Raw genomic sequence first — 25,238 nt, 5'->3', positions numbered from 1 at the left:
GATCAGTTGACGGGAACCATGCTAGCTAAGAATCCGGTAGACTGAGATTGGGAAAACCCAGCGCCCGGTAAAGGTTGGGGGAAAAATGAAAATTGTTTAAATTATGGAAAAGTTTGAAGAATTGAGTTTTGAGGAGATAAAAGAAGTTAATGGCGGATGGCTAAAAGAAGCTATTACGGCTGGATTTGCGTATTGTGTTTATCTTTATGACAATAGAGAAAGGTTTATTGAAGGCATTAAGAAAGGATGGGAGGCAATATGAAAGAATTAACTAATTCAGATTTAATTTCAATTAATGGAGGGGCAGACGGGGATTTTGCAGAGCTCCATGGTTTTGTTGTAGGTGCAGGTTTCAAAGCTGCTTTAGATGGTGTTTTTGTATATCAATGGTATAAAAAGCTAAAAGAGAACGGGTGGATTTAAATTTTTCAAAAAGGGAGCGCGTACAGCGCTCTTTTTAACCTTTTATTTACATGAGAAAATCAGTCTGGTTAATATTATTAATAGCCCTTTTATTATTCGCAACTATTTATTATATAAATTATGGAGAAAATTTTGTTAAAGGATTTAATTCAGGCTGGGATTTATTCAATTCTTAGCAATGAAAAACAAATAAATAGGATTGTGAATGCGATTGGATAATCCATTTAGTGTTTAATCATGATTATTTAATAGGCTTATTATTCTTTTATGAATAGTTTATTGAAATGGATCAGCTTTATTTAAAAGTAATTGATTTTTTTTACAACAGATTGGCGTTAGTTTTAGGTAGTAACCAAAATCCATCCTCTTTATCAATAAAAGGATTGTTGCTACACTACATGTATTGGTTTATGGTTTGATCTATGTTTTCAAGCCTAATAAATTCTTCGAAAAACGGTCTTTTTTACCTTATCTGTACCCTGTGGTATTCTTAATTATCTTGAATCTTCTGGGAGTAGCTAATGCTGAATCAGTAGTTGATATAATTAAAATGCTCCAGATTGGTCCAATAAATCTTTCAGCCTTTTGGCAAGAGTATGTTTAGGATCCAATTCAAGTGTCTTGGTGATGGCTTTTGCAGATCTTTTGTCATCACCTGACAAATTGCTGATTTTTGCTTCTGTAAAATATAGAGAGGGAGGAAGGTGCTCCTTTTCAAAAGAGGCTCTAAATTTATCAAAGCTTTCCCATGCCCGCTTTTCTAGTCCAAGTTCAGCCTCCAAGATCGCTTTGTATGAAATTAAGAAAGGTAATTCATGATAGGTTTTGGAGGAGCTATGAATTGAATCCAAAGCTGCATTGGCTCCATAAAGTCCATGGATGGTTTCAATATACTCTGCAAATACATAAACTTCATCAGGAAATTCATTGAAAAAATCAGAGAAAGCCCTAAGAGAAGTCTGATAGAATTCGGAAACTTTTTCTTTTGGGATCTTTTGATTACTGTCTTTCAAGTCGATGATTTCCATGCTCAACAGATAGGGCTTAAGCAATTTTCCGTCTAAAGGATTTAATGAATATTGCTTTTTCTTTAGCATGGCGAAAATTGTAGACCTTTCTTCTGGATCATTGCTGATTCGTCCTACCTGAACCCAGCCTAATAAAAATTCAGGATCTTCTTTGATTGCTTTCCTGAAAGCTTCCTCTGCTTTGGTCCATTCGCCAAAGTCCATGATCAATTGCCATCCTGTTCTGTAATTCACCAATGCAGTTTGGCTATGGGTCCCATAGTCAGACTGCTGGGCATTTACATGAAGGGTCGAAAAAAAGAAATAAACTAAGAGGCAAACTGCTTCTTTCATTGGTCTGCATTTTTTTTGACCTATTTTACTTAGTATAAGCACCTGAAGAATAGGTCAATTCATAGCTATGACTATATACTTCAAATACCACCCCAAAAGGATCTTGGGTAGGTATTGGTCATTGCAAATCAGATTTGATTGAATGCTAAATTATCAAATTCTCTCTCCTTAACCATCCAAACCAAGGCTTTTTTCAAAACCCCAACAAATCATCATCCACCATCTCAGGCAGCGTGACCTTTAATCCAGGGGTCCTTTCCATCTCCCTTTTTATCGCAAACAAAGCCTCCTCCTTTCTGGCCCAAGTCCTCCTAGAAATGTGCTTATTTTTTTCAGAAATACAATAAAGTTAGAGTTCTGCTTAATCCAGCTAACCTGCAAGCATTTCGTTCCTTAAAGTGAAAACTTGCTTTATAATCCAAGATTTCTCTTGTTCAAGTTTCTTGCAGTATGGTGAACAGTAAGAATATCAATTCTACTTTCATTGATTATTTTGTAAATGATAATGTAACTTCCTTCAGTCAATTGCCTTATGGTCTTATCATTGAAAAAATCTGTATTTTGACCAGAAAAAGGGTTTGTTTTAAGGATGTCAGTCCGAGTTTTTAGTCGCTTAACCTGAAATCTGGCATATTTGACAGAATCTTTGCTAATAAAGTCAGCTATTTCTTTTAAATCATATACAGCCTGATCAGTCCAGTTTATTCGAACCATTTTTCGATTTCTTTATCCAGGTCCTCCTCTGAAATAAACTTATTCTCATTGGAGTCTTTCAGTCCTTTTTCAACTTTCTGGATAAGTATTAATTGCTCCACAAGTTCATCCAATGAAAATTCCTCAGGAAGTTTCTCCAATTGCCTCTTTACCTGTGATTTTGTTAACATAGTCAAAGTTTTTGTACAAGTTAGCTAATTTTCAAAACCCCAACAAATCCTCATCCACCGTCTCCGGAAGGGTGATCTTTAATCCAGGAGTCCTTTCCATTTCCCTCTTTATTGCAAACAAAGCCTCCTCATTTCTGGCCCAAGCCCTACGTGAAATGCCATTGTTCACATCATAGAACAGCATGGATTGCAATCTGCGATTGGCTTCTTCTGTACCGTCGAGGAGGATACCGAAACCTCCATTGATGACCTCACCCCAGCCTACCCCACCTCCATTGTGGATGGAAACCCAGGTGGCTCCACGGAAACTGTCACCGATCACATTGTGAATGGCCATATCGGCCGTAAACTTGCTGCCATCGTAGATATTGCTTGTCTCTCGAAAAGGAGAATCTGTGCCACTGACATCATGGTGGTCTCTTCCCAAGACAATCGGTGCGGAAATATTGCCTTTTTGAACAGCTTTGTTGAAAGCTTGGGCAATTTTGATTCTGCCCTCAGCATCCGCATAAAGGATCCGGGCCTGTGAGCCCACCACCAACTTGTTTTTCCCAGCCTCTTCTATCCATTTGATATTGTCCTGCATTTGCTGTTGGATTTCTGCGGGAGCAGATGCTTTGACTTCCTTCATGATATCCAAAGCAATGCGGTCTGTTTTCTCTAAATCTTCTGGATTGCCTGAAGTACAGACCCAGCGGAAGGGACCAAATCCATAGTCAAAACACATGGGCCCCAAAATATCCTGCACGTAGGATGGATATCGGAAATCAATGCCATTTTCAGCCATCACTTCAGCCCCGGCACGGGAGGCTTCTAGTAGGAAAGCATTACCGTAATCAAAAAAGTAGGTTCCTTTGGCCACATGTTTATTTATAGCTGCAGCGTGTCTACGGAGTGAATCTTGAACTTTTGATTTAAAAGTATCTGGGTCATTGGCCATCATGATGTTGGCTTCTTCGAAACTCAAACCCACAGGATAATAGCCACCTGCCCAAGGATTGTGCAGGGAAGTCTGATCGGAACCCAGTTCCACGGTGATATTTTCCTCGTCAAACTTCTCCCAGACATCCACTATATTTCCTAAAAAGGCGATGGATACCACCTCTTCATTTTCTTGGGCTTTTCTTACTCTTGAAACCAATCCACCCAAATCATCTATCAATTCATCCACCCAGCCTTGTTCATGCCTTTTGTGAGCGGCTTTGGGATTGACTTCTGCACAGACAGTGATGCAGCCTGCGATATTTCCAGCTTTGGGTTGAGCGCCTGACATGCCTCCGAGGCCTGCTGTCAAAAAAATTTTCCCTTTTGGATTTATAGCTGCCCCTAGTTTTTTTCTGAAAGCATTCATCACCGTGATGGTCGTGCCATGCACAATCCCTTGAGGGCCAATGTACATATACGAACCTGCGGTCATCTGTCCATACTGGGTGACGCCGAGTGCATTGTATTTCTCCCAATCATCCGGCTTGGAATAGTTAGGGATCATCATGCCGTTAGTTACCACAACCCTTGGCGCATCTTTGGAAGAAGGGAAAAGTCCCATTGGATGACCAGAGTACATGTGGAGGGTTTGCTCGTCCGTCATTTCGGACAAGTACTGCATGGTGAGCAGGTACTGTGCCCAATTTTGGAAAACAGCACCGTTTCCACCATAAGTAATCAATTCCTGCGGATGTTGGGCCACTGCTGGATCCAGGTTGTTTTGGATCATCAACATGATGGCAGCTGCCTGTTGGCTTTTGGCGGGGTATTCAGAAATCGGTCTGGCATACATCTTATAGTCCGGCATAAAGCGGTACATATAAATCCTACCATATTCCTTTAATTCTTCAAAAAACTCCTTCGCCAATTCCGCATGCCAGGCCTTAGGGAAATAACGCAGCGCATTCCTTACTGCTAACTTTTTCTCTTCCATGCTCAAGATATCCTTTCGCTTAGGCGCATGTGAAAAATCAGGATTTGGTTGCTTCTTAGGGGGTAGGGTGGAGGGGATGCCTTGGGTTATTTGGTCTTGGAAGGTCATGATTTTTATTTTTATTGGGCTTTTGGAATTTATTGGATATATGGTTGAAATATGCTTTGCGAAATACAATAGAAATAAGGTTGAAATATGATATGGTGAAATGTTGTGGGATAAATTTGTCCTTGTCACCTCGACCCCGATGGGGAGAGGTCTAATAAACCTTAAGGCAAAACAGATTTCTCCTGCCGTCGAAATGACAAGGAGAGATTGAATTCCAATAGCGATCCATCAAAACAAGGACAGCTATTTCCACAATATTTCTCCGCAGGCTTATATCAACTATATTTCAATCGTATTTCAACTATATTTCCATCGAATATCAACTTTATATCAATTACACCTCTATCCCCCTTTTAAATACCTTAGACGGCTTCAATCTTCCCTGCTGATAAGTAATCTCTCTATAGTCAGCGGTAGGGAAAAGAACGATATCGGCCAACATGCCAGAGTTCAATTGGCCCCGGTCATGGAGGTTCAGGGCGGCAGCGGCCCTTGTGGTGATGGCAGCGAGAATTTCAGCATTGCTGAGTTTCTTGAAAGTGCCCAAGACAGCAGCCTGCATCAGCAAATCACCCATAGGGGCCGAACCTGGATTCCAGTCAGAGGCGATAGCCAGGGAAGCACAGGCATCGAGTAATTTTCGTGCAGGAGTGTAGGCTACACCTAAACCCATAGAAGCTCCCGGTAAGGCCACTGCTATGGTGTCAGATTGAGCAAGTAATGCAATTTCTTTATCCGTACTCGCTTCCAGATGGTCTGCGGAGATGGCTCCGAAGCTGACGGCTACTTGCGAGCCACCGGTATGGAACTGGTCCGCATGGACTGTGATGTCAAAACCCATTTCTTTTGCTTTTTGGAAATAAGAATGGATATCATCAGCAGTAAAAGCAGTTTCTTCGATAAATGCATCAATTCGATTGGCTAAACCTTCTGCCTTTAAAACAGGAAAAACCTCATCACTTATGCTTTTCAAATAATCCCTCTGTGTTCGCTGAAAGTCTTTGGGGGGAATATGGGCTGCCAAGCAGGTTGGAATAAGGTCTGCATAGGTACTTTCATTGGCTTCATTGACTGCCCGGAGCATTTTGAGTTCTTCGGCTACAGAGAGTCCATACCCACTCTTGACTTCAATGGTGGTGATACCGTCTTTGAGGTGCCTGTTGGCTCGCTGAACAGTCAAGTGAACCAGCTTTTCCTGTTTGGCTTTTCGGGTTTGGGTGACGGTATCCCAAATACCTCCACCTGCTTTGGCGATTTCCAGATAGGATTTACCTGAATTGCGCATGGCATAGTCTTGGGCACGGCTACCGTCGAAACAGATATGCGTATGGCAATCGATCAGGCCGGGTAAAGCCACAAAGTCTCCTTTGAGATTCACCATTTCGGCACCAATGGATTGAGCTTCAGGGTACAGGTCCCAATAGTTACCGACCTGATGAATTTTATCATTTTTGATCAGAATACAAGCTTCAGAAATAACCTCCAGCTGTTCATCTTTCAATGCACCTTTTAAGGGGAGGTTTGACATGGTGACCGCTTGGCGGATAGGGCCTATGAATGTATGTTTGATGGTTTGCATAGTACTTGAGTTAACCTTTGAGGTTTTCAAAACCTCGAAGGTTTGAACATTGATTTTTTTTAAACTTTTAAGATCTCTGAACCTCGAAGGTTCTTTTGGTTTCTCGCAAACCTGCCTGTCGGCAGACAGGGACGCAAAGGCGCAGTTTTTTTACCACTAACCTGCCTGTCGGCAGACATGGGCACTAAGACACTAAGCTTTATTTTTGGCTCGCAAAGCCGCGAAGTCGCAAAGGCTGGCGCAAGGCAGGGTATATGATTTTCTCATCTCGCATTCCATTCTTTTCATATGCCACGAAGGCACAAAGGTTTGGTTTTTGGCTCGCAAAGTCGCAAAGGCTTTTATGAGGTAACGAAAACAGTCTTGTCTCTTGCCTCTTGGTTCTTGTTTCTCGTCTTTAGCATCTTACTTCAATGTAATATTTCCTTTGTGTCTTAGTGCCTTTGTGGCTCTATTACAAAAGTACCCAAATCCCTTCATAATCTTCCATACTAATTTATTCTATAATTGATAACCTGGAGTAATTTTTAAAAATCAGTGATAGAATGCAAATGGTTATGTGTATATAATTTTGTATTTTTGTGTATAAATGATGTTGCCATGAGAACAAATATTGAAATCGACCAGAAACTAATTGATGAGATCCTTGAAAAAACGAATATCAAAACAAAAAAGGAGGCGGTCAATTTGGCGCTGAAAGAGTTTCTAAGATTAATTAAATTGCGAGAGCTTTCTGAAATGGCAGGTAAGATTGATTGGTCTGGGGATTTAGATACCATGAGGACTGATGAAAATGGTTGAGGTGCTGATAGATACGAGTGTGTGGATTGCTTTTTTTACTGGAAAAGACCGAAAACTTACTTCTGCAGTGCAAGAATTGTTGAATAAAGATCAAGTTTTGATCTGTCCACCCATTTACCAAGAGATTTTGCAGGGATTAAAGTATCCTAATGATTTTTTAATAATGAAAGACAAGCTGAGTGCATTGAAGCAAATCCAAGCTGATCCATTTGAAGCAGCCGCAGGTGCTGCGCAGGTATATTCTGTCTTGAGAACCAAGGGATATACCATTCGTAAAAGCTATGATTGTTTGATTGCATGGTATGCTATTTCTCGAAAGGTCCCTCTATTTCATTTGGACAGAGACTTTCTTCCGATTTCTGAATATTTTGATTTGGAATTTTACGCTATCCGATAATTGGAATGGATTTTGGAATTGGTCTTTTTTTTATATCTATGATTAAGTTCTAGTCCAGCCTGCTTAGGATGAACTTATTTTTCAATAAAATTCTGGTTTAACTGAATTGCACTCTAATTTTTTTCAAAAACTATAAAAAAAAGTTTAATCTTTCGAAAAAATGGTTTTTACTTATAAATTAGTTTGTAAAGGAGGGGGGGTAAACTAATTTTTTAAAATTATATTTGTTTTTTAATATCAAAAAAGTTCAATTTAATATAGGATTTTAATTATTCGGATGCGCTGATTTTTGATTCTAAATTTTAATGAGTTATAATTAATTGTCCTTTTTTCAAGCATTATACTTTGATTAAAGGTTTTTATCTGGTTTAATTGGTGAATCATGAAGGTTTTTGGATTGTTGGCTTTTTATGCTTTAAGCCTATTTATTATTGGTTTTTTAATGTTGGATATAGAAACCATGATTATGGCTGAGTTAGCCAATCAAGTAGAAATTGAAATTCCTGAAAACGTTCTTTTGGAAATGCTTGAAGAAATGAAGTACTGGAATAAGTTTTCGATATTTTTTACTTTTTTTATTTTATCAATTAAATGTTTTCTTATGTCCTTGGTGCTGTATGCGGGACTTTTCTTTGCCAATAGCCACCAAGGTGTTAAGTTGGGAAGTTTGTTCAAGGTAGCTGTGTATGCAGAAAGTATCATTGTCTTGGCAGGGATGGTCAAAGTTGCCTTTGGGGCATTATCCGATTTTACATATACAGAATTTTCGCTTTTTTACCCTTTGTCGGTTTTGAGTTTTCTAAACCCAGAGGCAATTCAGCCTTTATGTTATTATCCATTACAGTTGCTGAATGTATTTGAAATCATTTACATTTTTTTATTGATTTATTTCTTTAGTCAAGAAATTGAAATCAAGAAGACTGAAAGTTCCAAAGTTGTATTGGGCTCATATCTTTTTTCTATGAGCTTTTGGTTGATTTTGATCTTGTTTTTAACCTTAAACTTTACCTAATCCATGGTGAGAAAAATAGTTTTGTTGTTTATGGTTGTCGGGATGTTGGGCATGTTGGGGCTTTTTGCATGGAAATATCAGAGGAAATCAGAAGATATTGCCCAAATCAAAGAGCAGATTCAAGTTGTTCCCAATTTTTGGCTAAAATCTTTCGATGAAAAGACATTCTCTATTAGTGATTTTGCCTCAGGAAGCCCATTGCTCATTATTTATTTCAACTCGACCTGTGAGATGTGCAAGATAGAACTCAATGCACTCAATGAGCGATTTACTGAATTTGGGCAAATCAATATACTATTGGCAAGTTCTCAAGAAAGAGAAGAGTTGGAAGGCTTTATGGATGAATATCCATTTGTCTCCGAGTCAAATATAAAAGTGGCATTGGATGAGGAAATGAAGCTTTCGGCCTACCTCGGGGTTAAATCTGTACCAAGTGTTTTTTGCTACGATTCTAAAGGGGAGCTAATTGCCAACTACCAAGGGCCTGTGAAATTGGACATCCTGCTGGACAAACTTTTAGATAGAAAGGAGGTGGAGAAATGAAATTAGCAACATTCAAATTAAAGAAGTTTCATGTAACCCAATTGGGAGAATATGCCTGTGGGTTGGCTTGCCTGAGTACCATTTCCAAATATCATGGTGGAGAAGTCACACAGGAAAAGCTTCGTGATGTAAGTGGGACAACCATGTCAGGAACTACACTCCTTGGTCTGATCCAAGCAGCCGCTGAGATTGGATTGGAGGCAAAGGGCTTTGAAGCAGAAGTCAAACACTTGAAAGAACAGGAAGCCCCAGTGATTCTGCATGTGATCATGGACAAGGTAAGAGAGCATTATATAGTGTGTTTTGGCTTTGATGGGGAGAAATTCTGGCTGAGTGACCCCGGAGTGGGTATTATTTCGACCAATGAAGCAGAGCTGAAGGATATCTGGAAGTCTAGTATTTTGCTTCAGGTTATTCCTACCGAAAAGTTCCAGACACACAAAATTCAATCGAACTCCAAAATGGATTGGTTCAAATCCCTGATTGCAGAAGATATTCCGATTCTATTGGTTGCGACTGTTCTGGGGACTTTGATGGCTATTACAGGACTTTCTACGGCAATTTTTTCCCAGAAACTGATTGATGATTTTCTTCCCAACCAAACTTATGACAAAGCCATTTTGGGAGTGGTTGCCTTAGGATTGCTTTTGCTATTCAGGTCATTGTTGGGTTATTTCCAAGGTGTCTTTATGGCAAGACAGGGTAGAGATCTTAATATCCGGATTGTATCATCTTTTATCGGAAAGATTTTACATCTTCCGATGAAGTACTTCAAAGGCTTCAGTACAGGTGATTTGATTGCAAGGATGAATGATTCCCTTCGGATCAAAAATACTGTTTCCCTGATTACAGGAACGGTGATCATCAATTTACTGGTAGTGCTGGTGTCCTTGATTTTCGTTTTTTATCAATCCAACATCATTGGGTGGCTTTGTGTATTGGGTTCTCTGGCTTTTCTCTTTGTAGGATGGAGATATCACCGTCCTATCATTGCCAAGCAAAAGGAAGTCATGGCAGCCCATGCGCTGAATGAAACGCAGTATATCGATAGTCTGACAGGGATTCAGGTACTCAGGTCATATGGCAAGGAGGAGGTGTTTCGCCAACGGATCGATCAGGTTTACACCCATTATCAAAGCAAAGGATATGATTTGGCCATATTGGGTAATAACTTTTCCTTTTTTACACAGGTCATTGTGGCTGTGTTCATGAGTTTACTTTTTGGTTTAGGAGTTTACTTGGTTTTTCAGGAAAATCTACAATTGGGTGAACTGATGGCAATGATACAGGTAGGGAGTTCCATTATTCCGGCTGTAGCGGGATTGGTAGTTGCCAATATACAGTTACAAGAAGCCAAAGTTGCTTTTGAAAGGATGCATGAGATTGCTGGATTGAAAGAAGAGGATCAAACGATATTGGAGAGCAATTCTAAAACTATCCATGCTGAATGCCTTTTGACAGTTGATCAGCTGATGTTCCGTTACCCAGGGAGAAGTCCAATCCTTAAAGGGGTGAGTTTTCAACTCCATGCAGGTCAGACAACAGCTTTATTTGCCCATGTAGGCACAGGCAAAAGTACACTGGTTGATTTAATTCAATGCTTTTACCTACCAGAGCAAGGGAAAGTCCAAATGCCATTTTTGGGTACAGGCCAAATCAGTACAGAGCATTGGCGAAAGCAACTGGGGGTAGTGAATCAAAAAGAGAAACTATTTAACGGCTCTGTATTGGACAACATTGCTTTAAGCAATACCCCGGAAGATTTGGAGGCTACCGCTAAATTGCTTCAAGAAATGGGTTGGTGGAATTTGTTTGACATCCTTCCACAAGGAGTATTGACCTTATGTGGGGAAGATGGAAGGAATCTCTCTGGAGGGCAGAGGCAACTTGTGGGGCTTGCTAGGGCTATGGTGAGGAGACCTAAGATCTTGATTCTAGATGAAGCTACATCAGCTATGGATTATGGGATAGAGCGGCTAGTCTTGTCTTTGGTGTTCGATTATGTGAGCAATACAGGTGCATCCCTATTGTTGATCACCCACCAGCCAACTTTGGCAGCTGGTATGGACAGGGTACTGATTTTGGAAAAGGGGCAGATTATTGCCCATGGTACGGCGGAAGAACTATTGCAAAAGGATAATCTATTGAGTAGAGCGTATCAAAATATATTGAAACCAAACTGGAGCTAAAATGGCAGGATTGAAGTATTACGAGAGGACAAAGCTACTGATAGAGTTGATAGAGAAAAAGAAGACGGGTGGGCCTGGTGAACAGGCAAAGTCCATCGGAGTGTCCAAAAGGATGGTGTATATGATAATAGATGACTTGAGGTTGACGCTGGGTCGAGAAATCTATTATTGTAAGGATGAAAAAAGTTACATTTTTACAGAAAATAATTGACTGGGTGAAAGATTATTTCACCGGTTTGGGTTTAGTTTTAATTATTGTTTAAATAAATTTCTAACCAAAAAATTAAATTTGTTATGAGAGAGTTGAGTATTGAAAAAATGGAGATGGTGAATGGGGGTGGATGTTCAATGGTAGAAATGATGTACTATGCATCTCAGACAACACATTCAAACTCTGCAACAGCAATGTATTACACTTATAAGTTGTGGAATTGTATGTCCCAAATTTAGCAATATCCCTAGGTTTATTTATTTTACGAGTAAACCTAGGGATTCAAAGAATAAATCGATTAATTATCCTTTTATATAAAAAACCTATTAGGTTTATTAATTGGTCTTATAGTTATAAGTTTGTTTTTAAGTTTTGTTAAAGAATATTATTAATAATTGAATCTTTAAGAATTCGAAAATTAAATTTACAGGTATGATTTCTTTTGTAGATTTAGATTTTCTTTGGGAATCAATTAATCAAATAATGAGATAGATTTTATGAAATTGAGTATAAGGGAAAACCACTGATTGGGAGGGGGATACAATATTCCTTTTGTCTATTTGCATTCAATAAAAAAAATATGAAATACCTACCAATAATTTTCTTTATGATCGGTTTTTCTTCCTCTGGCCAAAGTCTGGAAGGAACTTACCTTGGGAGTTTGGTAGGAGATCAGGATATAATTTTGATTGAAAAAGATAAAAAACACTATTTGGTGACTTTGCATACTGGGGAAAGCACTTCAATAATTAGCGTAGGTACTGAAAAATTCGGTGGATTGGTTTTTGAAATCCCAATGAATGATGGGGATGAGCTCGTAGTTTTTGCAAAGAGAAAAGGGGATATGCTTGCTTTAGAGTTCGAATTAGAAATGAAGAAACATCAAGTGAATTTTTCACCTCTTATTAAATCCTCTGCTAGCGTTACGCCGTCTTCAAGTAAGGAACAAATTGATGAAAGATTAGTAGGAACCTGGATAGAAAAGCAATCTTTCAATTATGACGGTTCTTTGAACAAGGAACTTGATAATTCGGCTAAAAACTATAAAGTCGTCTATACAGAAGATGGTCGGTATATCCTCGACACTAGATTTTTTAGAGATCTTGCGAGAAAAGGTGGTCATGATTTCCAATTTTCGGACATACCTTCATATTATTTTTCTACTTCTGAAGAAAAGTACCTGATATTAAAAGTTCCCGCAATCAATGCAGTTGAAAAAATATCCTATGAGATCAGAGGCGATTCTTTGATTATTTTTGATAAAATAACCAAAACGGTTTTAATCAAAGAGAAATAACAGTGATTTACTTAGTACGTGACTTTGTTTTTCAAGGCTCCTTTAATGGTAGTTAAAAAGTTTTGTTTTGCCACCAAGCCGCCAAGACACGAAGGATGATTTCTAAAACCATACTATTTTTTTTTCATGGCAAATACAGAAAAAACTTTGTGCCTTCGTACCTTTGTGGCCATTTTGAAACTTAATAACTTTCAAACTCCCCCGACCACTTTGTCTCCAATTCCAATCCTTCTTTTTCAGCAATCTCCCTTGCCAAGTTAAGCAATTCTCCACTTCGGATCATCTCAATGGCGGTCTCCATATCTTCATACATGATCTGATCTTCGGTGATATGTTTGATTTTAGTACGCACATGTTCGTGAAGTGCCGCCATGATCTTCCCGGATTTTAATGGGGCATGGAAATCCACCGCTTGTGCAGCACAGAAGAGTTCGACTCCGAGTATTTTTTCCACATTTTCTATGACCTGCAAGGCCTTTCTTGCCCCGATCGAACCCATACTTACATGGTCTTCCTGACCAAGGGAAGTTGGGATGCTGTCGGCGGAAGAAGGGAAGCAAAGTCCTTTGTTCTCACTTGCCAAAGCCGCAGTGGTGTATTGAGGGATCATAAAACCGGAGTTCAAGCCTGTTTCTTTCAATAGTAGTTTGGGAACTCCTGGCGTGTCACCTTCCAAGGAAAGATATATTCTTCTGTCAGAAATATTTCCAATCTCCGATGCGGCAAAACAAGCATAATCCAATGGCATGGCAATGGGTTGGCCGTGGAAGTTGCCTCCACTGATGGTGTGGTTTTCGTCAAAGACTACAGGATTATCAGTCACAGAGTTGATTTCAATTTCTAGGATTTGTTTCAGGTGCAGCCATGCATTGCGGGAGGCTCCATGGACTTGGGGCATGCAGCGCAAGGAATAAGGATCCTGCACCCGTGCACAGGTGGCATGGGAATGTACAATCTCAGATTCATGTAAGAGGTTGAGGATGGTCTGCGCTACATGTTGATTGCCTTTGTATGGTCGCAGTTGATGGAGTTCGGAAGAAAATGGCTTGATCGACCCTAATAATCCTTCCAGCATCATGGCTCCTGTAATGTCTGCATGGGCGAGGATATTGTAAAAGCGTTCTAGAACTTTCACTCCAAAAGCTGCAATAAACTGCGTGCCGTTGATCAATCCTAGTCCTTCTTTGGGGCCTAGGTGAATGGGGGATAGGTGATGCTCTTGGAGGACTTCTGCGGTGGGTAATATTTTTCCATTCACATGCACCTTCCCCAAACCTATCAACGGCAAAAACAAATGGGAGAGGGGAGCAAGGTCACCTGAGGCACCTACCGAACCTTGTTTGGGTACTACTGGGATGATATCATTTTCAATATGCCAAAGTATCCTGTCCAAGGTTTGTCCCTGTATGCCCGAGAAACCTTTTGCTAGCGCATGTAACTTCAGGATTAGCATCAGTTTGGAAATTTCCACAGGAATAGGTTCGCCTACACCCACTGCATGGCTTTTGAGCAGGTTTTCTTGGAGTTTACGGGTTTGATCGGGAGAGATCAGCGTGGTGCACAATGGTCCAAAGCCTGTGTTAATGCCATAGACAGGTTGGCCATTGGCTACGATTTTTTCAACCGCAGTAGCACTGGCTTTAACTTTTTCCCGTGTTTCAGAGCTGAGAATGCCTTTTATGTTTCCATTGGCGATGCCGAGGGCGATGGAGGCGGTGAGGTATTTTTGGGCGTATTGGAAGGTCTTCATAAGTTTCTCGCAAAGGCGCAAAGGCGCAGTTTTTCGGGTTTAGTTTTGAGATGAATGTTTTTTCTGGGTAAAATATGGGTTCTCGCAAACCTGCCTGACAGCAGACAGGGGCGCAAAGCCGCTAAGTTTTGGGTTATTTGAGATTGAATTGAAATAGCACTTCTTTTTTTATTAGATGCTTCCTTTGTAGTATGGATGAGCTTTAATAGAATAGAAGGCACAGGATTTATGAATAGATCATAGCTAATCCAAAGGTAAAATTTTTATTTCATAAGGATTAATACCAATTATAAGATGTTTTAATAACTGGTAGTTATTAAATTAAACGTTTATTTAGGATGGTGACTGAAGTTTTCTTTGCATAATGTCTTATTTTTAAGGCGATGTTGGTTAAAATAAATTTTTGAGAAAATGTCTGAAAATGAGCTTTCAAAAATAATAGTTAATAAGTCCTTTGAGATTCATAAAGGGATGGGGCCTGGATTGTTGGAGTCTGTATATGAAGAAATATTATGCTATGAACTAAGACAAAGCGGTTTATTGGTTTCTAGGCAACAGTCATTACCTGTACTTTGGAAAGGAGTTAAAATGGGACAGGGGTTCAGAGCAGATTTAATTGTGGAAAATTTGGTTCTTATTGAAATAAAATCAGTTGAAGCATTAGCACCAGTTTTTTACAAACAGGTTTTAACTTATTTGAAAATCACAGGTTTAAAATTAGGTTTGCTAATCAATTTTAATGAAGAGTTATTGCGGGGAGGCATTAAAAGAGTGGTCAATGGATTGTAGCAAAAATGTATTTTGGATCTTAAGCTCAATGTACAGGCAAATATTTTATTGATGTTTCTACTATGTCTAATTGTCTCTAATTTAAGATAGAAGTAAATTGCGCCTTTGCGCCTTTGCGAGAAACCCATGACCATAGAATTAAGACACCTCGAATACTTCCGTGCCGTAGCCGAAGAACTCAACTTTGGCCGGGCGGCGGAGCGTTTATTTATCTCCCAACCAGGTCTCAGCCGTCAGATCAAGCAGATGGAGGAGATATTGGAAGTACAACTCTTTGAACGAACCAAGAGGAAAGTCGAACTCACAGCTGCTGGTCAGTTCCTCAAAGCTGAAGTAGACTACATCTTCAATCACCTGGAACTCACCAAAACCCAAATCAAGGAAATTGCTGCTGGGAATATTGGGGAGTTAAGGGTTGGATTCTTAGGTTCGGCAGCTCATACGGTAATCCCTGAGCTCCTTGTCAAAATCTCTCAAACATTTCCCAGAATTCAGACTTCTTTGGAAGAACTCAGCAATGCCATGCAGATCGAAATGTTGGAGAAGGATAAGCTGGACTTGGGATTTGTGCGATTGGCCAGGGTTCCGGAATCCTTGGAAATGAAGATGGTCCATCAGGATACCTTTTCGGTAGTTTTGCCGTTGGGACATCCTTTGACAGAGGAAGGTTTTAAGCATGTAGGGCAATTGAAGGATGAAAACTTTATCCTATTCTCTCAGGATTATTCCTCCATTTACTACGATAAAATCATGTCTATTTGCGAGGATAGGGGTTTTTCCCCACGTATCACCCATAAATCTGTGCATGCCCTGACCATTTTCAAATTGGTGGAGGCGGGCTTAGGGGTGGCCATTGTGCCGACCTCTTTGAAGCAAGGATATGATTTGAAAGTGAAGTTTATTGAAATGGACAAAATCAAACAAAAAACGGAGCTGTATGCCGTTTGGAAAAAGGGGAATAGGAATGCGGCATTGGGTAAGGTACTTCGGTTGATCATTAATTCTTGATGATATTAGATGAAATTACCTTTGTGGTATTTACTATGCGAAATACGGTAGAAATACAATAGAAATATGTTAGAAATACTGTTGAAATCGAATCGGATTAGCCCGAGGCGTAGCTGTTAGGGATAAAGTACAAGCTTTAGAAAGGGTCTGTAAGAGAAAGTTATTTTTGATTTATGGAAATGTGTTTGAATTAGCTGAAGTCAAGGTTTGTTTGGCGAAAGTGTTTGGCTTGATTTAGAGTTTTGGATAATTGCTTGTGAACCTTAAGCTGGTCAAGAAATAAAAATAATATCAAATACTTGCTATTATACGATACACTATCGTATTTTTGTAAAAACTTAATATTATGAAAGTTACAGCGATAATTTCCCGAGAATTGATTGAAGAAGCTATGGCTCTTTCTAAGGCTGATACGATCACAGAGACATTGAAGGTGGCCTTAGTTTCTTACATCCGCTCTCAGAAGGTCAAACAAATAGGAGCTTCGGTTGTGAGTGAGCCCTTAGAGTTTAAATACTCTGCTCAGGAATTGAGAGATTTGAATCGCCGATGAGAGGTGTCGTTTTTGATACCTCTATCTGGATTGAATACCTGAGAGGTAATCCAGATGTTTTTTTAATATGTCAAGAACTGCTGGAGGATAATCGGGTGTTTGGGCTAGAGTTGATTTTTGCTGAATTACTCCAAGGTGCTAAGGGCAAAAGAGAAGTGGAGACAATTATACAATTGGCCAATCTTATTCCAAGTTTGGATGAACCTTATCATATTATTGAGTCAGGTTTACTGTCACAAAAAGAAAACTTGGTGAATCAAGGGGTTGGTTTGATTGATGCCGTTATTTTTCATGCGGTAGCCAAAAATGAATTGAAGCTTTGGACTTTGGATAAAAAGCTTAGGAGGGTAGTGGGGTATGAACGTTTGTTCCAAATTGGATAGTTTTCTTAATGAGATCAGGTTAAGGATTCACCCAATGGGCGCAACGATTAACGCAACGATCGCAAAGTTGAAGTGAGAGCAATTAGTTGAATCATCTTTCTTTTTTCCTTATCCAGATATTTATTCTAAGAATTATTTAGGGCTTGCTGAAAAAGTCTCAGGTATGCCAGATTCAAAGCGGGCGAATGAAGATGTATGCTTATACTTCGAGTGAGCCCAATGAAGAAGATGGTATGCATGAGACTAGCCTTAAAATTTCGAATTTTGAAATTTTAAGGAGGACGGAAATCGACCTATATTATTGAATAAGCGTGCACCTGCTTAAAAATTAAAATACTTGACAAACGGGGTATTCATCAAAATTTTAAGAATTTATTCTCCAGTTGGCGTTTTTCAGCACGCCCTATTTACATGCTCCCAATATATCGGCGGAGGCTTATTTCTATTTTATATCGCGAAGCATATTTCAATTTCTAGATGGTCTTTCTAGTGTCTATTGTCTCACATCTAATGTCTTTCAATCAAATGCCGTCCAAATGTCGGGTGAAATCCTCCCATTTTTCGGGCTATATTTGTAAGAATCCAACCAATTTGCCATGGTCAAACAAAATGCACATAACATGAAACAACCGCAACTAGGCCAGAAAATCCAAGAATGGAGAAAGGCCAAAGGAATGACCCAAGAGGAATTGGTAGAAAAATGTAATATCAACGTCCGAACCATACAGCGCATAGAAGCAGGTGAGGTGATGCCGAGGTCCTACACAGTAAAGGCTATTTTGGAAGCTTTGGAAGTCTCACCTTCGGAGGTGAATCACCCAGAAAATACCGAACAAAGCTCAGATAGTTACAAAGACCTTCTTCCCTGGTTAAAGTGGGCATTTGTTGCGGGTATAATATATCTGATTTTTGCCATGGTGGAGTCGGTAATGGACATACAGCTTTTAGCAGGAGAGAAATTTGCATTCTTGAGTTTTGGCTTCTTTTATGCTTTTCTGAAGCTTTCTATTCTGGTCTTGTTTACAATCTTCACCTTAGGATTCCATAAATTGGGTCAGCTTTTTTCCAATCTCTTGCTCAAGGTTATGGCCGTAATGCTGATCGTCTGGACTGCTATAGTTTTAGTGGAAGACGTGGTCACTTACTGGTTTGGCATAGACCTTGTCTCCGGATTGATTTTAAGATCACTGATCTCTGGAGTACTGTACGTGCTTTTTGCTGCAGCATTTTTGCAATTGTCCAGATCCAAAGGAGCTAGCTACATTGTGGTCGGGGCAATTGGGATCGTGACAGGAATTTGCTTTATGTCTGTAGTATTTGCAATTCCAGGATTGATCTTTTTGACCGTGTTCGAGATTGCTTTAGTGGTTTTGATTTATCAGGAATACAAAAAGCTTTCTCCAAATGAATTATACAACTCTTTTGGTAAAGAACCTGCCATACTTTAATAGCATTGAAAAATAAAATCTTAACAACCTTTCTTTCCTCTGGTTATTGATGGAAAGAAAGGTTTTATATTTTTGACCATGTCGCAGCAAACTTTAGCTTCCAAAGCATACGAACTTATTACTGACGAAGGAGAAGAAAGGGCCTGTGAGGCTATTTCAGAAAGGGCATGTAAGGAAACTCCGGGAAATTTTTTCAAAAATGTCTTCAGTGGAGCCCTCTCCAAATTTGCAGAGCAGTTGGTCAGTCCAGGGACTACTTTACCTTGGATCTTGTCTGCTTTGGGTGTGCCCAATGCTTTTACAGGAGCATTGGTACCCATCAAAGATGCCGGGTCCTTGCTGCCGCAGTTGTTTGTATCTGCTAAAATCAGAGCTTATGCCATCCGAAAGTGGTTTTGGGTGATTCCTGCATTGGTACAGGCTTTAGCTTTGGTCACTATGGCTTTTGTGGTTTTGGGAACAGAGGGGAGTGCAGCAGGTGTTTCAATTTTAAGCCTTTTATTGATTTTTAGCTTGGCCAGCGGTGTAGCCAGTATCAGTTTCAAGGATGTGGTCGGAAAGACCGTTCCCAAAGGGAAAAGAGGACAGCTCTTGGCCATGAGATCGACTATAGGCGGGATTCTGACCCTAATAGGAGGCGTATATATTCTACAGGATTTGGAGGGAGAACAGGATCAGAACCTTTTGTTTTGGTTGGTAATGGGAGGAGCTATTCTTTGGATACTTTCAGCTTTGCTATTCTCACTGATTACGGAAGAAAAGGGGGCCACAGAAGGAGGCAGGTCACCGGTAAATGAGCTCAAAAATGCATGGAAGTATTGGAAGGAAGACAGCAACCTTCGCCGTTTTATTTTTACCCGGGGGCTACTGATGGCGATTCCTTTGGCACAGCCCTTTTTCGTGGTCTTGGGTAAAGAGGAATTGGGAAGTGAAGTAAATAATCTGGGAATCATGGTAATCGCGGCAGGTATTGCCAATATCGTGAGCAGTCCATTTTGGGGAAGATTTGCAGATCAGTCCAGCCGCAAGCTGATGGTATGGGTTTCTGTCCTTGGAATGGTCAATATTTCGCTGATGGCCTTATTTCCTTTTTGGCCGGATAGTTTGCAAAACATTTACGTTTTTGCAGCCCTTTTCCTGATTCAGGTGATGGCCCATGGAGGCGCCCGACTGAGCAGGAAGACCTACCTTGTGGATTTTGCTCCTGAAAAAGAAAGGCCCTTATATGTCTCTCTTTCGAATACTATGATCGGGATTTTCACCTTACTTGCTGCAGGCTTGGGGAGTTTGTCTTCCTTTTTCGGGGTGAAGGTAATGCTGTTTGTCTTTGTTGGCTTGTTAGGGATAGGTTTATTTTTGGCATTTAAGCTCAAGGAAGTTTAAAGCAGATCAAACAACTTCTGAATTTCGGATTTGACCCACTTTAAGATTTCAGCATTTTTTGGACTTTCTGTTCTTATTTCAAGAATCTTAGGATGAATTGACTTATTGTAAAAGTTTTTCAAACCCATTTCCAAACTATTTTCTTCTGTAGCCAAATGATATTCAAAACCAAATTCCTGAGCTAGATAAGAAGCAGTAAGTTTTTGTTTGGTTTCAAAAAACTCTTCGAGTTCAGGTTGTCTGGAAGGACCATCTATCAACCTGAATATACCACCTGCCTGGTTATTGAGAAGGATAATTCTGAGATTATTCATAGGGTAATTATGCCAAAATGCATTCCTGTCATAAAAGAATGCCATATCACCTGTTACCAAAGTGACGGGATCTTTGGTTGTGAAGGTACAGCCTACCGCGGTACTGTTGCTACCGTCGATACCGCTAGTGCCTCTATTGCATATGATTTCCTGATGTTTTTTTCCTAGAAAATTCACATACCGGACTGTCATGCTATTTGCAAGGTGCAACTTGCTGTAAGCAGGAATTTGTTTCAAGCAAGTAGATAGGGCTTTGTATTCTCCAAAATCAGCTTCTGAAATTATTTTTGGAAGTGCAATTGAAATTTTCTCATTCAGTCCTTTCCACTTATTAACAAAATTCAGATCAGACTGGAGATGATCTAGGGCAAAATTTAAAAAGTATTCCGGCGTACATTGAATGCTTCTACTAAGATTCTGGAAGGTGTCAGGGAAATATCCCTGAGCTTGGATGTGCCAGTGTTCGGCTTTTGATTTTCTCAGAAAAAGTTTTAGACCTTTGGAAATGATAGACTTTCCAAAAGAAATGATAAGATCAGGTTGAAGTTCTTCCTGGAATTTTTCTATACCCAAAAAATGGTCATGGAAGGATACAGTGTTGACATCCTGAAGATTGGAAATGGAATCCGTAACTATGATGGCCTGATTGTTTTTAGAGATCCTTTTTAATAATTCCTGAATTTTTGGATTGGGCTTTTGCTGGCCAGGTAAAATGAGTATTCTGTTAAATTTTTCAAGTCTTGCTTGAACTTTTTGTCTGACTTCAACTTCAAGCGGAGGATTGGAGTAAAGTGGATCTATACTTCTGACATTGCTTTCATAGTCAAAAACTTGACCATCCTCAGGGTAGAAAGGCTCTCTCAGCGGAATATTGATATGTACTGGGCCTGCTGGAAACTGATGAGCCAAATTAATTGCCTCATTGGCAATTCTATTGGCATGCCATAGTTTATCCGGATGACCAAATTCATCCGGGAAATTAAATGAACCTTTTATATGATTTCCATATATACCAGACTGCCGAATGGTTTGTCCATCCCACTGATCAATCCATTCAGGAGGCCTGTCTGCTGTGATAACTAACAAAGGGATTTGCTGAAAAAAGGCCTCTGCAATGGCTGGGGCATAATTGTAAGCGGCGGAACCCGAAGTGCAAACAAGTGCTACAGCCTTATCCAATTGCTGAGCCATTCCTAACCCAATAAAAGCAGCAGAGCGTTCATCAGAAACGGTTCTGGCGTGAATTTTAGGATGTCTGACAAATGCGAGCGTTACCGGTGCGCACCTCGATCCCGGAGAAAGAATGGCATGCTGAATTCCTTTTTTCGAGCAAAGGGCGACTAACTGGGCTATTGCTTTCAGTGACATACTGCTAGGTAAGGTGTTTGCCTATGATTTCGCACTTCATTTCAGTTTCTTCCCATTCTTGTTCTGGGTCAGAGTCTTCAGTCACTCCAGCTCCTGCATACAGAATTGCATTACCTTCTAAGAGGCGTGCAGTTCTGAGGTTGACATAAATAGAAGTTTCGTCTTCCACATTTACCGGGCCTATAAATCCGGCAAAAATTGACCTGTCAAAACTTTCATGATCTCTAAGAAACTGAAATGCTTCTTTTCTGGGCATTCCACAGACTGCGGATGTGGGGTGGAGCAATTCTAACATCACAGATCCCAACTGTGGGAAATTTGTGCTATTCATGTTTACATTGAAGTCTGACCTCAGGTGCAATAGGTTTCCGGCTACTACTGTTTTTGGACCGTGTTCCTCATATTCTCTTAATCTGATTTTCTTGAAGCAGTCTACAATGTATCTACTGACCAAAGCCTGTTCTTCTATTTCTTTTTGGGTCCAGGCTACATTTTTCAATGGATTATCACCGGTAGCTTTTTGGGTTCCAGCCAGAGACATGGTGTAAAATGAATCTCCTTTGGTCTGGATAAGAATCTCAGGGGAGGCACCGAGCCAAGTACCAACTCCTGGTATATGGAAAAAATTGACAAAGGCATTTGGGTAAGCCTCCAAAAGATTTTTGATTGCTGTGACTAACTCAAAGGATTCATTCAATCGAATCTTTTTAATTCTTGCAGGGACGATTTTACTAAGTTCGCCATTTTTGATTGCCTTGAGACTTTTATTGACCAACTCAATAAATCCTGATTTTCCACACTCTTCTGAGGTTTTCGTCCAAGGAGTGGCACTTTCCGGAACGAAATATTTTTGGAGACCATCACTTTTTATTGGTTCATTACCTAAGTTAGGAAGTTGGTCTATTTTCTCCATTTGTTCTTCGAAAGGAATGTTCAGGTCAATTTTGAAGTAGGTGTTTGCCTCTAAGTAAAAAGCCTTTTGATCTTCCTGATCCTCAAATGGGTGAACAATAAATCCAGGTTTCAATTCTTCCAGATGCAAAGGTACTCTTTTGGTTTTTCCTGTTTTATCTATCAAAACCTGTATAAATCCTGATTTAGGTTTTCTCCAAATGGCAAACTGATTACCTTGTTGCAACTGTAAGGCTATCAGGTTTTTCAGGTAATTGGTTACCGTAAGCGTATTGCGGTCCGAAAGAGTTTCTATATTCATTTTTTGTCTATCACAGCCATCGTTATTCTGCTAATACAGCTAAGTTCATTACCCGGAGTATAAATTTTTATTTCCCAAACCTGTGTTTTTTTTCCAAGGTGGATGGGCTTGGTTACTCCTCTGACTAATCCTTTTTTTACAGATTTCAAGTGGTTGGCATTGATCTCCAATCCAACACAAAACTGTGAATCCTTGTCTACGGTCAGGGTAGCAGCAACACTTCCGAGGGTTTCAGCCAGGACTACATTAGCTCCTCCATGTAACAGGCCAAAGGGCTGTTTGGTTCTGTTGTCTACAGGCATAGTGGCTTCCAAATAATCGTCTCCTATAGCAGTAAATTTAATATCAAGAAAATCCGTCATGGTGTTTTTGCCCCAATCATTTATTATATCAAGGCTAAGGTTTGGGGGAAATATCATGGATTCCGGAATAAAAGTTTTTTCTTTGAAGTCTGAAGCAAAAATAATTAAAGTTGGTAACTAAAAAAATCTACCTGATCAGACATGGTCAGACCGATTACAATCTGAAAGGTGTAGTACAGGGAAGTGGAATCGATGCTCCTTTAAACCAAAATGGTTTTGATCAGGCAAAGGCATTTTTTGAAGCATATAAGCATATTCCTTTTGAAAAAGTATTCTACACCGGTCTTCAAAGAACAAAACAGTCAGTTCAAGGCTTTCTGGATATGGGGATTCCGCATGAGGGAGTTCCTGATCTTAATGAAATCAGTTGGGGAAAGTATGAGGGAGTACCCATGACACCTGATGAAAATCAATACTACTTGCATATGTTGGAAAGATGGTCTTCAGGTGATCTGGAATACGCTATCGAAGGAGGGGAAAGTCCGATTATTGTGGCAAAACGATTGAGCAAAGGAATAAAGCACATTGTTGCGCAACCCGAAAAACTGATTTTGATCTGCATGCACGGGAGAGCCATGCGGGTATTGTTGAGCGTATTGCTTGGGTATGATTTAAGATTTATGGATGTGTTTAGGCACAGAAATTTAGGACTGTATGTATTGAATCAAAATGAAAGGGGTATTTTCAGACTGGAAAAATACAATTGTGGGGAGCATTTTAATTCGCCGAAATAGCCTTACCCTGCTTCGATTTAGTTTTTGATTTTTGGCTTTTTTCCTCGTAGGATGCAAGTAGCGTTTCGTAGACAGCTTTCGATTTTTCCAGATCAATGATCTGAAAAGCCACCTCTTGAAGTGATACGATTTTTTCTCTGTTTAATCTGACAAACATATCACCTAGCTGATTTTCATCTATGTTTCCATAAGGCACTTTTACCAAAATTGCTGCATCAGAATTGCCTGTGTAGGCTTTGGTCTTAAAAAGTGCCATTAAACTGAGTTCTATGTATTCTGTGCTTGTTTTGAGTTCTTTAAGTTCAGACTTGTCAAAAATAATAAGAAAAGTCTTCTCTCCTGGATCTTTGGCAAATCCGGGAATGGTTAAAAACAAAAATAAAACAAATGTGGATATCGATTTCATACATGCAAACTATAGAATTATAACGTGTTAAGCAACAGTAGGTTTGAAATCCCAAGATTGTTTGGAAAAATGAAAAGGAGCTTACTGCTCCTTTTCATTCATATTGTCATCTTCAGAATCATATTCAATTAATTCTGCTTCGTCTTCTTGCGGCTCTCTTTTGGATTCATTGGCTGCTCTGCTTTCTTCTCGCCTTTCTTGCTCAGCTTTGACTTCACTAAGAGGCTTTAGATTAGATGGGGGAGGGGGGAGGAGTTCCTCATCTTCATGTTCATATGGAAAAACCTCCACAATGGGGCTTTCATTGATGTCAGGAACACGGAAAGTTACCAGCATATTGTTTAGACTTTCATGAATTCTATCGTAAGCCTCCTTTACGTCATGAGCTGTCACTAACATATATTGCGTTACTTTCTTTTCTTTCCCACTGTCAGCATCGGCGACTACATAGGTGATTTTACATTTATGCCAGATGTCGATGTCATCGTACGGAAATACATCCACAAAATTACTTTTACTGATGTTGGTAACCTGAAAATCCCCTCTGATGGTAGAACCCAACATATCGTAAATTCTTGCCTCAGCCTCTGTAAATGACACAGCATCTACCAAATATTGCTCAGATACATTTTTGAGCAGCCCCTGCTCGTTCTCTTTGGCGTATTTCACCTTACACAAAAACCAGATTCTCATTCTTTTAATTTTTTCAATTTCAGCTAGCGAAGGTAAGGTTTATCACATTAAGCAACAATGAAAATTCAGCATTTAGAATTCTTTTAAAATTCCATTATCTTTTCGATGAAT

At 39.7% G+C, this 25,238-nt stretch carries 28 protein-coding genes; 17 read left to right on the top strand and 11 right to left on the bottom strand.

The window, feature by feature from the left end:
• Nucleotides 1-103: 103 nt before the first annotated feature.
• The gene (locus A33Q_RS22075; RefSeq protein ID WP_016254581.1) at nucleotides 104-262 is read left to right on the top strand and encodes a hypothetical protein; all 159 of its coding nucleotides are present in this window, start codon (nucleotides 104-106) and stop codon (nucleotides 260-262) included.
• Nucleotides 259-423 (top strand): hypothetical protein, encoded by a 165-nt coding sequence (locus A33Q_RS22070; protein WP_160169332.1) that lies wholly within the window; start codon nucleotides 259-261, stop codon nucleotides 421-423. Before A33Q_RS22075 ends, A33Q_RS22070 begins: the two co-directional genes overlap by 4 nt.
• Before the next feature lie 545 nt (nucleotides 424-968).
• Here A33Q_RS22070 and A33Q_RS03260 read toward each other — a convergent pair.
• The 5 genes from A33Q_RS03260 to hutI all read right to left on the bottom strand — a co-directional run bounded on the left by A33Q_RS03260 (nucleotide 969) and on the right by hutI (nucleotide 6,273).
• Nucleotides 969-1,784 carry a tetratricopeptide repeat protein gene (locus A33Q_RS03260; RefSeq protein WP_009034837.1) on the bottom strand — a complete coding sequence of 272 codons (816 nt, stop codon included), beginning with the start codon at nucleotides 1,782-1,784 and terminating at the stop codon, nucleotides 969-971.
• Between the two features lie 411 nt (nucleotides 1,785-2,195).
• Nucleotides 2,196-2,498, bottom strand: a complete 303-nt coding sequence (locus tag A33Q_RS03255; RefSeq protein ID WP_009034836.1) for a type II toxin-antitoxin system RelE/ParE family toxin — start codon at nucleotides 2,496-2,498, stop codon at nucleotides 2,196-2,198.
• A complete protein-coding gene (locus A33Q_RS03250) occupies nucleotides 2,486-2,668 on the bottom strand; it encodes a hypothetical protein (protein WP_009034835.1) in 183 nt (60 codons plus the stop codon). Before A33Q_RS03250 ends, A33Q_RS03255 begins: the two co-directional genes overlap by 13 nt.
• 31 nt (nucleotides 2,669-2,699) lie before the next feature.
• Nucleotides 2,700-4,694, bottom strand: coding sequence for a urocanate hydratase (locus tag A33Q_RS03245; protein ID WP_016254578.1), 1,995 nt, complete (start codon nucleotides 4,692-4,694; stop codon nucleotides 2,700-2,702).
• Nucleotides 4,695-5,028: 334 nt separating this feature from the next.
• A complete protein-coding gene (gene hutI, locus A33Q_RS03240) occupies nucleotides 5,029-6,273 on the bottom strand; it encodes an imidazolonepropionase (protein WP_009034832.1) in 1,245 nt (414 codons plus the stop codon).
• Nucleotides 6,274-6,873: 600 nt separating this feature from the next.
• On the opposite strand from hutI, the gene A33Q_RS03235 reads away from it, so the two are divergent.
• The 8 genes from A33Q_RS03235 (at nucleotide 6,874) to A33Q_RS03205 (ending at nucleotide 12,723) form a co-directional block, all read left to right on the top strand.
• Nucleotides 6,874-7,074: a type II toxin-antitoxin system VapB family antitoxin gene (locus A33Q_RS03235; RefSeq protein ID WP_009034831.1), complete on the top strand. Its 201-nt coding sequence runs from the start codon at nucleotides 6,874-6,876 to the stop codon at nucleotides 7,072-7,074.
• Nucleotides 7,061-7,471 (top strand): type II toxin-antitoxin system VapC family toxin, encoded by a 411-nt coding sequence (gene vapC, locus A33Q_RS03230; RefSeq protein ID WP_009034830.1) that lies wholly within the window; start codon nucleotides 7,061-7,063, stop codon nucleotides 7,469-7,471. The genes A33Q_RS03235 and vapC overlap by 14 nt, the downstream gene beginning before the upstream one ends.
• A gap of 382 nt (nucleotides 7,472-7,853) precedes the next feature.
• Nucleotides 7,854-8,483: a hypothetical protein gene (locus A33Q_RS03225; RefSeq protein ID WP_016254575.1), complete on the top strand. Its 630-nt coding sequence runs from the start codon at nucleotides 7,854-7,856 to the stop codon at nucleotides 8,481-8,483.
• Between the two features lie 3 nt (nucleotides 8,484-8,486).
• Entirely contained in the window at nucleotides 8,487-9,026 is a 540-nt protein-coding gene (locus A33Q_RS03220) for a peroxiredoxin family protein (RefSeq protein WP_009034827.1), read from the top strand.
• On the top strand, nucleotides 9,023-11,215 hold the full coding sequence (locus A33Q_RS03215; protein WP_009034826.1) for a peptidase domain-containing ABC transporter: 2,193 nt from the start codon (nucleotides 9,023-9,025) through the stop codon (nucleotides 11,213-11,215). The genes A33Q_RS03220 and A33Q_RS03215 overlap by 4 nt, the downstream gene beginning before the upstream one ends.
• A gap of 1 nt (nucleotide 11,216) precedes the next feature.
• Nucleotides 11,217-11,426 (top strand): hypothetical protein, encoded by a 210-nt coding sequence (locus A33Q_RS03210; protein WP_009034825.1) that lies wholly within the window; start codon nucleotides 11,217-11,219, stop codon nucleotides 11,424-11,426.
• An 83-nt stretch (nucleotides 11,427-11,509) separates the two neighbouring features.
• The gene (locus A33Q_RS22065; RefSeq protein WP_160169331.1) at nucleotides 11,510-11,665 is read left to right on the top strand and encodes a hypothetical protein; all 156 of its coding nucleotides are present in this window, start codon (nucleotides 11,510-11,512) and stop codon (nucleotides 11,663-11,665) included.
• Nucleotides 11,666-12,006: 341 nt separating this feature from the next.
• On the top strand, nucleotides 12,007-12,723 hold the full coding sequence (locus tag A33Q_RS03205; protein ID WP_009034824.1) for a hypothetical protein: 717 nt from the start codon (nucleotides 12,007-12,009) through the stop codon (nucleotides 12,721-12,723).
• 181 nt (nucleotides 12,724-12,904) lie between these two features.
• Here A33Q_RS03205 and hutH read toward each other — a convergent pair whose 3' ends face one another.
• Complete coding sequence (gene hutH / locus A33Q_RS03200) at nucleotides 12,905-14,473, bottom strand: histidine ammonia-lyase (RefSeq protein ID WP_009034823.1); 1,569 nt, start codon at nucleotides 14,471-14,473, stop codon at nucleotides 12,905-12,907.
• 411 nt (nucleotides 14,474-14,884) lie between these two features.
• Here hutH and A33Q_RS03195 point away from each other — a divergent pair, with 411 nt between their 5' ends.
• The 6 genes from A33Q_RS03195 to A33Q_RS03170 all read left to right on the top strand — a co-directional run bounded on the left by A33Q_RS03195 (nucleotide 14,885) and on the right by A33Q_RS03170 (nucleotide 20,037).
• Entirely contained in the window at nucleotides 14,885-15,262 is a 378-nt protein-coding gene (locus A33Q_RS03195; RefSeq protein WP_009034822.1) for a GxxExxY protein, read from the top strand.
• A 126-nt stretch (nucleotides 15,263-15,388) separates the two neighbouring features.
• Entirely contained in the window at nucleotides 15,389-16,270 is an 882-nt protein-coding gene (locus A33Q_RS03190; protein ID WP_009034821.1) for a LysR family transcriptional regulator, read from the top strand.
• Nucleotides 16,271-16,616: 346 nt separating this feature from the next.
• Nucleotides 16,617-16,823, top strand: a complete 207-nt coding sequence (locus tag A33Q_RS03185) for a type II toxin-antitoxin system VapB family antitoxin (protein WP_009034820.1) — start codon at nucleotides 16,617-16,619, stop codon at nucleotides 16,821-16,823.
• Nucleotides 16,820-17,206 (top strand): PIN domain-containing protein, encoded by a 387-nt coding sequence (locus A33Q_RS03180; RefSeq protein ID WP_009034819.1) that lies wholly within the window; start codon nucleotides 16,820-16,822, stop codon nucleotides 17,204-17,206. Before A33Q_RS03185 ends, A33Q_RS03180 begins: the two co-directional genes overlap by 4 nt.
• Before the next feature lie 620 nt (nucleotides 17,207-17,826).
• Nucleotides 17,827-18,654, top strand: a complete 828-nt coding sequence (locus A33Q_RS03175; protein WP_051394804.1) for a helix-turn-helix domain-containing protein — start codon at nucleotides 17,827-17,829, stop codon at nucleotides 18,652-18,654.
• A 78-nt stretch (nucleotides 18,655-18,732) separates the two neighbouring features.
• Nucleotides 18,733-20,037 carry an MFS transporter gene (locus A33Q_RS03170; protein WP_009034817.1) on the top strand — a complete coding sequence of 435 codons (1,305 nt, stop codon included), beginning with the start codon at nucleotides 18,733-18,735 and terminating at the stop codon, nucleotides 20,035-20,037.
• Here A33Q_RS03170 and menD read toward each other — a convergent pair.
• Genes menD through A33Q_RS03155 form a run of 3 tightly spaced genes read right to left on the bottom strand, consistent with a single transcriptional unit; the run spans nucleotide 20,034 to nucleotide 23,351 of the window.
• Nucleotides 20,034-21,719, bottom strand: coding sequence for a 2-succinyl-5-enolpyruvyl-6-hydroxy-3-cyclohexene-1-carboxylic-acid synthase (menD, locus tag A33Q_RS03165; RefSeq protein ID WP_009034816.1), 1,686 nt, complete (start codon nucleotides 21,717-21,719; stop codon nucleotides 20,034-20,036). The genes A33Q_RS03170 and menD overlap by 4 nt on opposite strands.
• A 4-nt stretch (nucleotides 21,720-21,723) precedes the next feature.
• Nucleotides 21,724-22,932: a chorismate-binding protein gene (locus A33Q_RS03160; protein ID WP_009034815.1), complete on the bottom strand. Its 1,209-nt coding sequence runs from the start codon at nucleotides 22,930-22,932 to the stop codon at nucleotides 21,724-21,726.
• Complete coding sequence (locus A33Q_RS03155) at nucleotides 22,929-23,351, bottom strand: hotdog fold thioesterase (RefSeq protein WP_009034814.1); 423 nt, start codon at nucleotides 23,349-23,351, stop codon at nucleotides 22,929-22,931. The genes A33Q_RS03160 and A33Q_RS03155 overlap by 4 nt, the downstream gene beginning before the upstream one ends.
• Nucleotides 23,352-23,404: 53 nt before the next feature.
• On the opposite strand from A33Q_RS03155, the gene A33Q_RS03150 reads away from it, so the two are divergent.
• The gene (locus A33Q_RS03150; RefSeq protein WP_009034813.1) at nucleotides 23,405-24,028 is read left to right on the top strand and encodes a histidine phosphatase family protein; all 624 of its coding nucleotides are present in this window, start codon (nucleotides 23,405-23,407) and stop codon (nucleotides 24,026-24,028) included.
• Here the strand turns inward: A33Q_RS03150 and A33Q_RS03145 are convergent.
• On the bottom strand, nucleotides 24,012-24,434 hold the full coding sequence (locus A33Q_RS03145; RefSeq protein WP_009034812.1) for a hypothetical protein: 423 nt from the start codon (nucleotides 24,432-24,434) through the stop codon (nucleotides 24,012-24,014). The genes A33Q_RS03150 and A33Q_RS03145 overlap by 17 nt on opposite strands.
• 81 nt (nucleotides 24,435-24,515) lie before the next feature.
• Nucleotides 24,516-25,127, bottom strand: coding sequence for a DUF4494 domain-containing protein (locus tag A33Q_RS03140; protein ID WP_009034811.1), 612 nt, complete (start codon nucleotides 25,125-25,127; stop codon nucleotides 24,516-24,518).
• Between the last annotated feature and the right edge of the window lie 111 nt (nucleotides 25,128-25,238).

This window comes from Indibacter alkaliphilus LW1 (assembly GCF_000295935.2).
GTDB classification, from domain to species: domain Bacteria; phylum Bacteroidota; class Bacteroidia; order Cytophagales; family Cyclobacteriaceae; genus Indibacter; species Indibacter alkaliphilus.
The sequence above is the reverse complement of the archived record's forward strand: the minus strand, read 5'-3'. Positions and strand labels throughout refer to the sequence as shown.

What these genes read in the sequence shown, in the direction of transcription:
- A33Q_RS03190 (WP_009034821.1), top strand. Translation starts at nt 15,389, where the DNA reads ATGACCATAGAATTAAGACACCTCGAATACTTCCGTGCCGTAGCCGAA.
- A33Q_RS03170 (WP_009034817.1), top strand. Translation starts at nt 18,733, where the DNA reads ATGTCGCAGCAAACTTTAGCTTCCAAAGCATACGAACTTATTACTGAC.
- A33Q_RS22070 (WP_160169332.1), top strand. Translation starts at nt 259, where the DNA reads ATGAAAGAATTAACTAATTCAGATTTAATTTCAATTAATGGAGGGGCA.
- A33Q_RS03180 (WP_009034819.1), top strand. Translation starts at nt 16,820, where the DNA reads ATGAGAGGTGTCGTTTTTGATACCTCTATCTGGATTGAATACCTGAGA.
- A33Q_RS03210 (WP_009034825.1), top strand. Translation starts at nt 11,217, where the DNA reads ATGGCAGGATTGAAGTATTACGAGAGGACAAAGCTACTGATAGAGTTG.
- A33Q_RS03195 (WP_009034822.1), top strand. Translation starts at nt 14,885, where the DNA reads ATGTCTGAAAATGAGCTTTCAAAAATAATAGTTAATAAGTCCTTTGAG.
- A33Q_RS03255 (WP_009034836.1), bottom strand. Translation starts at nt 2,498, where the DNA reads ATGGTTCGAATAAACTGGACTGATCAGGCTGTATATGATTTAAAAGAA.
- A33Q_RS03175 (WP_051394804.1), top strand. Translation starts at nt 17,827, where the DNA reads ATGAAACAACCGCAACTAGGCCAGAAAATCCAAGAATGGAGAAAGGCC.
- A33Q_RS03205 (WP_009034824.1), top strand. Translation starts at nt 12,007, where the DNA reads ATGAAATACCTACCAATAATTTTCTTTATGATCGGTTTTTCTTCCTCT.
- A33Q_RS03225 (WP_016254575.1), top strand. Translation starts at nt 7,854, where the DNA reads ATGAAGGTTTTTGGATTGTTGGCTTTTTATGCTTTAAGCCTATTTATT.
- A33Q_RS22065 (WP_160169331.1), top strand. Translation starts at nt 11,510, where the DNA reads ATGAGAGAGTTGAGTATTGAAAAAATGGAGATGGTGAATGGGGGTGGA.
- A33Q_RS03220 (WP_009034827.1), top strand. Translation starts at nt 8,487, where the DNA reads ATGGTGAGAAAAATAGTTTTGTTGTTTATGGTTGTCGGGATGTTGGGC.
- A33Q_RS03245 (WP_016254578.1), bottom strand. Translation starts at nt 4,694, where the DNA reads ATGACCTTCCAAGACCAAATAACCCAAGGCATCCCCTCCACCCTACCC.
- A33Q_RS03250 (WP_009034835.1), bottom strand. Translation starts at nt 2,668, where the DNA reads ATGTTAACAAAATCACAGGTAAAGAGGCAATTGGAGAAACTTCCTGAG.
- A33Q_RS03235 (WP_009034831.1), top strand. Translation starts at nt 6,874, where the DNA reads ATGAGAACAAATATTGAAATCGACCAGAAACTAATTGATGAGATCCTT.
- A33Q_RS03160 (WP_009034815.1), bottom strand. Translation starts at nt 22,932, where the DNA reads ATGAATATAGAAACTCTTTCGGACCGCAATACGCTTACGGTAACCAAT.
- A33Q_RS03185 (WP_009034820.1), top strand. Translation starts at nt 16,617, where the DNA reads ATGAAAGTTACAGCGATAATTTCCCGAGAATTGATTGAAGAAGCTATG.
- A33Q_RS03215 (WP_009034826.1), top strand. Translation starts at nt 9,023, where the DNA reads ATGAAATTAGCAACATTCAAATTAAAGAAGTTTCATGTAACCCAATTG.
- A33Q_RS03260 (WP_009034837.1), bottom strand. Translation starts at nt 1,784, where the DNA reads ATGAAAGAAGCAGTTTGCCTCTTAGTTTATTTCTTTTTTTCGACCCTT.
- A33Q_RS03145 (WP_009034812.1), bottom strand. Translation starts at nt 24,434, where the DNA reads ATGAAATCGATATCCACATTTGTTTTATTTTTGTTTTTAACCATTCCC.
- menD (WP_009034816.1), bottom strand. Translation starts at nt 21,719, where the DNA reads ATGTCACTGAAAGCAATAGCCCAGTTAGTCGCCCTTTGCTCGAAAAAA.
- A33Q_RS03140 (WP_009034811.1), bottom strand. Translation starts at nt 25,127, where the DNA reads ATGAGAATCTGGTTTTTGTGTAAGGTGAAATACGCCAAAGAGAACGAG.
- hutH (WP_009034823.1), bottom strand. Translation starts at nt 14,473, where the DNA reads ATGAAGACCTTCCAATACGCCCAAAAATACCTCACCGCCTCCATCGCC.
- hutI (WP_009034832.1), bottom strand. Translation starts at nt 6,273, where the DNA reads ATGCAAACCATCAAACATACATTCATAGGCCCTATCCGCCAAGCGGTC.
- A33Q_RS03155 (WP_009034814.1), bottom strand. Translation starts at nt 23,351, where the DNA reads ATGATATTTCCCCCAAACCTTAGCCTTGATATAATAAATGATTGGGGC.
- vapC (WP_009034830.1), top strand. Translation starts at nt 7,061, where the DNA reads ATGAAAATGGTTGAGGTGCTGATAGATACGAGTGTGTGGATTGCTTTT.
- A33Q_RS22075 (WP_016254581.1), top strand. Translation starts at nt 104, where the DNA reads ATGGAAAAGTTTGAAGAATTGAGTTTTGAGGAGATAAAAGAAGTTAAT.